At 63.7% G+C, this 4,108-nt stretch carries 5 protein-coding genes; all 5 read left to right on the forward strand.

Annotated elements, in window-relative coordinates:
* The first annotated feature begins 157 nt into the window (after positions 1-157).
* Positions 158-613: a phasin family protein gene (locus tag BN1233_RS24540; RefSeq protein WP_046866275.1), complete on the forward strand. Its 456-nt coding sequence runs from the start codon at positions 158-160 to the stop codon at positions 611-613.
* A gap of 371 nt (positions 614-984) precedes the next feature.
* Positions 985-1,200 (forward strand): hypothetical protein, encoded by a 216-nt coding sequence (locus tag BN1233_RS44255; protein WP_046866545.1) that lies wholly within the window; start codon positions 985-987, stop codon positions 1,198-1,200.
* A 514-nt stretch (positions 1,201-1,714) separates the two neighbouring features.
* Positions 1,715-2,134 (forward strand): CopG family transcriptional regulator, encoded by a 420-nt coding sequence (locus BN1233_RS24550; RefSeq protein WP_046866546.1) that lies wholly within the window; start codon positions 1,715-1,717, stop codon positions 2,132-2,134.
* A 114-nt stretch (positions 2,135-2,248) separates the two neighbouring features.
* Positions 2,249-3,505: an extracellular catalytic domain type 1 short-chain-length polyhydroxyalkanoate depolymerase gene (locus BN1233_RS24555; protein WP_046866276.1), complete on the forward strand. Its 1,257-nt coding sequence runs from the start codon at positions 2,249-2,251 to the stop codon at positions 3,503-3,505.
* Positions 3,506-3,892: 387 nt separating this feature from the next.
* The coding region (locus BN1233_RS49180) for a hypothetical protein (protein ID WP_048708285.1) at positions 3,893-4,108 on the forward strand (216 nt) is incomplete at its 3' end.

A 4,108-nucleotide genomic window follows, 5' to 3' on the forward strand; every position in this document is an offset into this window, starting at 1 on the left:
ATGATCGTCTCGCTTGCGCGAAGCGTCTAACTAAGCGGTGCGCAGGGATCTCGCGCATCCAGACTGCTCTTCCTGACCTCTGAAGGGCGCAAGGTTGCACAACGCGGATTCGCGTTCACCTGACCGAAAGCGCTTGAGTTGACCGGCAGAGGCCTGGATGCCGTGCTGTGAGAGGGCGCTTCGATCCGACGCGGTTCGAACAGGGCTCGACACCATGACGGAGGTCGCGCAGCGCACGTCCGACCAGACCATCGAGATGCTCAACCGCACGGGGGAACAGGCCCAGGATCTCGCGCAGCAGTCATCACAAAACCTCAGGGCGATGGCTGAGACAGGCAACGTCCTGGCCCGTGGCTTCCAGGATCTGTCCCAGGAATGGTTCAAGCTGGTGCAGGAGCGCCTGCAAAAGAACCTCGACGGGTTCACCGCCCTGGCGCGCTGCCAGTCGGTTCCGGAGTTGATGACCGTTCAGAGCGCGTTCATGCGTGAGCGGCTGCGCGAGACGATCGACAGCGCGCAGAGGATGGCCGTAGTCTCAACACGGGTCGCAGACGAGGCTGCCAGAACGATTGCTGCGCAGAGGCCGAACAATACTCAGCGGGGTGCCGCCTAGGCCTCCAGATTGCATGCGCATCGATCTTCCCGACCTTGCCCGGCGCCGCTGGGCGGGGTTTTTGTTGAGGCTCGGTGATAGAGCGACCGCGGGGTAGCGGAATGGTGAGCACCGGCACACAAAACCTCGACAAGGATCACCCCGGCGGGACCTGAGGGTCTGGCTCAGGGGACGGAGTGTCGAGCATCGTCGTTACACTTTCGCTTGCAGGCACACATAGCGTGCTCCCCCTCGGGCCAGGTCAGAACCTTCTCATGAGTGAGGTCATGGCTTACTGCCGGGCACTTGGAATGCTCAGCCGGGCGAGCTGGACCCAGCATCGGGCGAGGTCTTTGCTCGCACAGGCTCGGCGCAAACCGGGAGCGGCGCTCATGCAATTCACGATCGAGTTCTTCCGCATACGGGCCAGCGACGGTGCGCATGCCATGCTCGCGCGGATCTCTCAGGACGTTCCCGATCTTGAGGCCGCCAAGGTGCGGGCAATCTCTCTGTTCGAGACCCTCGACATGCCGCAATTGCCAGACGGCTTGCGGATCCTGAACAGCGCCGGGATTGAGGTATTCGCCTGGCATCCGGGAGACCGCTAATCCCGCCTGATCAGGTTCCATTCGCACCTGCTGAGGTGTGAGTGTGGAGTTTGCAAGGACAGAATGAAAAGGCAGCCGCGCATGAAAAGGCAGCCGCGCGTGCAATATCCCCGGCTGTCTCAGGCTGCTGAGGCATATTCGAACATTGCTCGGTTGGGCCGATCTTCGCCCGACTCGTATTCCGGCTGGCGCTAATACACGGATCCGGATCGGTGCAAACCTGCTCTCTGTGGATCAGTTCAGGCGATGCGGACTGAGGCCCGCGTGGCGACCCGGACGGTTCGGCTGAGCGCCACGGTTCCCGTTCGTGGCAAACTGGCTCGTCATGACACTGCCAGCCCGAACTCTCCCCAACGCTCTTGATTGCCGCTGACCCGACCTTGGCAGCGATTGCGCGGCAGAGGCCCCGAACAAATGTTTCGCGACCGGCGGTGAGGGGATCGGTAGGTGCGCCTTGTAATCCGCCGATCCACCTCCAAATGCCATCCAGCTGGATGGTAACAGGATGGTGATCATGACAGACAACGTGCGGGTACTCAGGCCGAAAATGGCAGATACCGAGAAGATCACAATCAATCTCGGCTATGTCGACCTCGGACACATCGACCTTCTGGTGCAGGACGGCTTCTACTCCAACCGCACCGACTTCATCCGGACAGCGATCCGCAACCAGCTCGACCGCCACAGGGATGCAGTCAAGCAGTCCGTCGCCCGACATCAGCTTGATCTCGGCCTGCGGCAGTACAGCCGGCAGGATCTCGAGGCCGTGCAAGCGGCCGGTGAGATGCTCCACATCCAGGTTCTTGGGCTGGCCGTGATCGCCCCGGACGTCTCGCCCGAACTGGCACGCAACACGATTGCCTCCATTCACGTGCTCGGTGCCTTGCACGCCAGTTCCGCCGTGAAGGCCGCTCTCAGCGACCGCATCCGCTGACGGTCCGGTTTTTCCGCCTGAAGCACAGGCCTCACCTTCAAGACCACTCCCTTTCCCTCGGACGGGCAACGCTTTCGCTCAGCCGCAAGCCAACGCTCATTAGGATCCACGTTCATGAACGCATTTCAGAAGATCGACATGGTGGAGGCGACCCGCCTCACCCGCGAAGGGCGGCTCGAAGAGGCAATGGCAGTGTTGCGCGGCGTGCTCCCGAGCGCCCCAGCATCCGCCTCTCCGTCCGACACCAAGGGCGGTGCCGCACAGACGAAGCGCGAGGCCTCCATCCTGGACATGGTGCCGCCCCCACCAGGCAGCCCAGGCTCCTGGACGGCACCGCCGACCGGTGGTGAGCCATGTGTCGATCGCCCCGAGAGGCTCGGCCCCACGCAAGTGCCCGAAGCTCTGCGCGACCTCATGAAGCGGATGGCGCAATCCGGCACTTCAGCCGGGCTCAACGGACTGGTCAGGCCGGCCGCGGACCGCCCCAAAGTTCCGGTGCCGGACGGAGCGCGCTTTGAGGAGCGCACTTTTGCCAATGAGGCCGGCAGCAGAGCGTACAAGCTCTACGTTCCGAGTGGCTATACCGGCCAGGCGCTGCCCCTTGTGGTGATGCTGCACGGCTGCACCCAGTCGCCCGACGACTTTGCCGCCGGCACGCGAATGAACGATCTGGCCGAGGAGCAGACCTTCTTCGTCGCGTATCCCGCGCAGACGCAGGCCGCGAACATGTCAAAGTGCTGGAACTGGTTCAGCGCAGGAGATCAGCAGCGTGACCGGGGCGAGCCGTCGCTCATCGCGGGCATCACCCGTGAGATCATGCGCGACTTCCCGGTCGAGCCCGGGCGGGTGTACGTGGCCGGCCTGTCAGCCGGAGGCGCCGCGGCGGCCATCCTGGGCGCCACATATCCCGATCTCTATGCTGCCGTTGGCGTTCATTCCGGCCTCGCGTGTGGGGCTGCCAGCGACATGCCGTCCGCCTTTGCAGCGATGAAGCAGGGCGGACCGCCGAATGCAGGAGCTTCACGCCGCCCCGGCGGTCCCGTTCGAACGATCGTCTTTCACGGCGACCGCGACACGACCGTCAACCCGGTGAATGGTGATCAGGTTGTTGCCCAGGCGAAGGCTGCCGCGGATCTGCGAACCATCGTCAGCCGCGGCGCGGCTCCGGGCGGAATCGGTTACACGCGCACCATTCAGGCAGATGAAACCGGGTGGCCAATGTTGGAGCAGTGGGTGCTTCACGGCGCCGGCCATGCCTGGTCGGGTGGGAGCGCGGCTGGATCCTACACCGAGCCACGTGGGCCCGATGCCAGCCGCGAGATGATGCGCTTCTTCCTCGAACAACCCACGGCAGACACGGCCCTCGGCTGAGCGCCGGGAATGCCCGTCAGCGCCCTCGGGAATTGGCGGGCTTTCCGCATCACGCTTCTTCCCTGCATCCCGGATGCGAGGCTGTAGGAGAGACGGTGCTGATCGAAGTTAGCGAGAACAATCAGCGCTTCCACTTTCCCTCATAGCGGAACTCGGGAGCGGCTTTCAGTTGATCAGCCCTGACTTCCACCTCGAAGGCCGCCTTGGAGCGGCTGAGAAGGGCTGCCGAAGGGCACGGTCGGTTGAAGGTAGAGCCAGAACGAGGTTCGTAATGTCGCAGGATTGGGCATGCGCCAAAGGCATGGCGTGCGACATTCCGCATTGTGCAATGCAGCAACCCATTCCGGTCCAAAGCGTTGTTGCCCGTCACTGTAATGGAGAGGGTGCATGCGCAGTTTGGAAATGGGAGCCGGCCTGACGAGGAGTGATCCTGGCGATTGGGCGGGCAGCTGTGGCATGCATCCGGATCAGGCTTCGAACCGGGATAGCGCGGACGGTCGATTCGACCCGCGCGGTGCTCCCGCCGAGCCAGCGTCAGGGGCTGGCTCCCGCCGCTGGCTTGCTCCCGCACTGGTCGGCACGGCAGCAGCCCTCGGAGCCGCC

The organism is Microvirga massiliensis, assembly GCF_001006805.1.
GTDB classification, from domain to species: domain Bacteria; phylum Pseudomonadota; class Alphaproteobacteria; order Rhizobiales; family Beijerinckiaceae; genus Microvirga; species Microvirga massiliensis.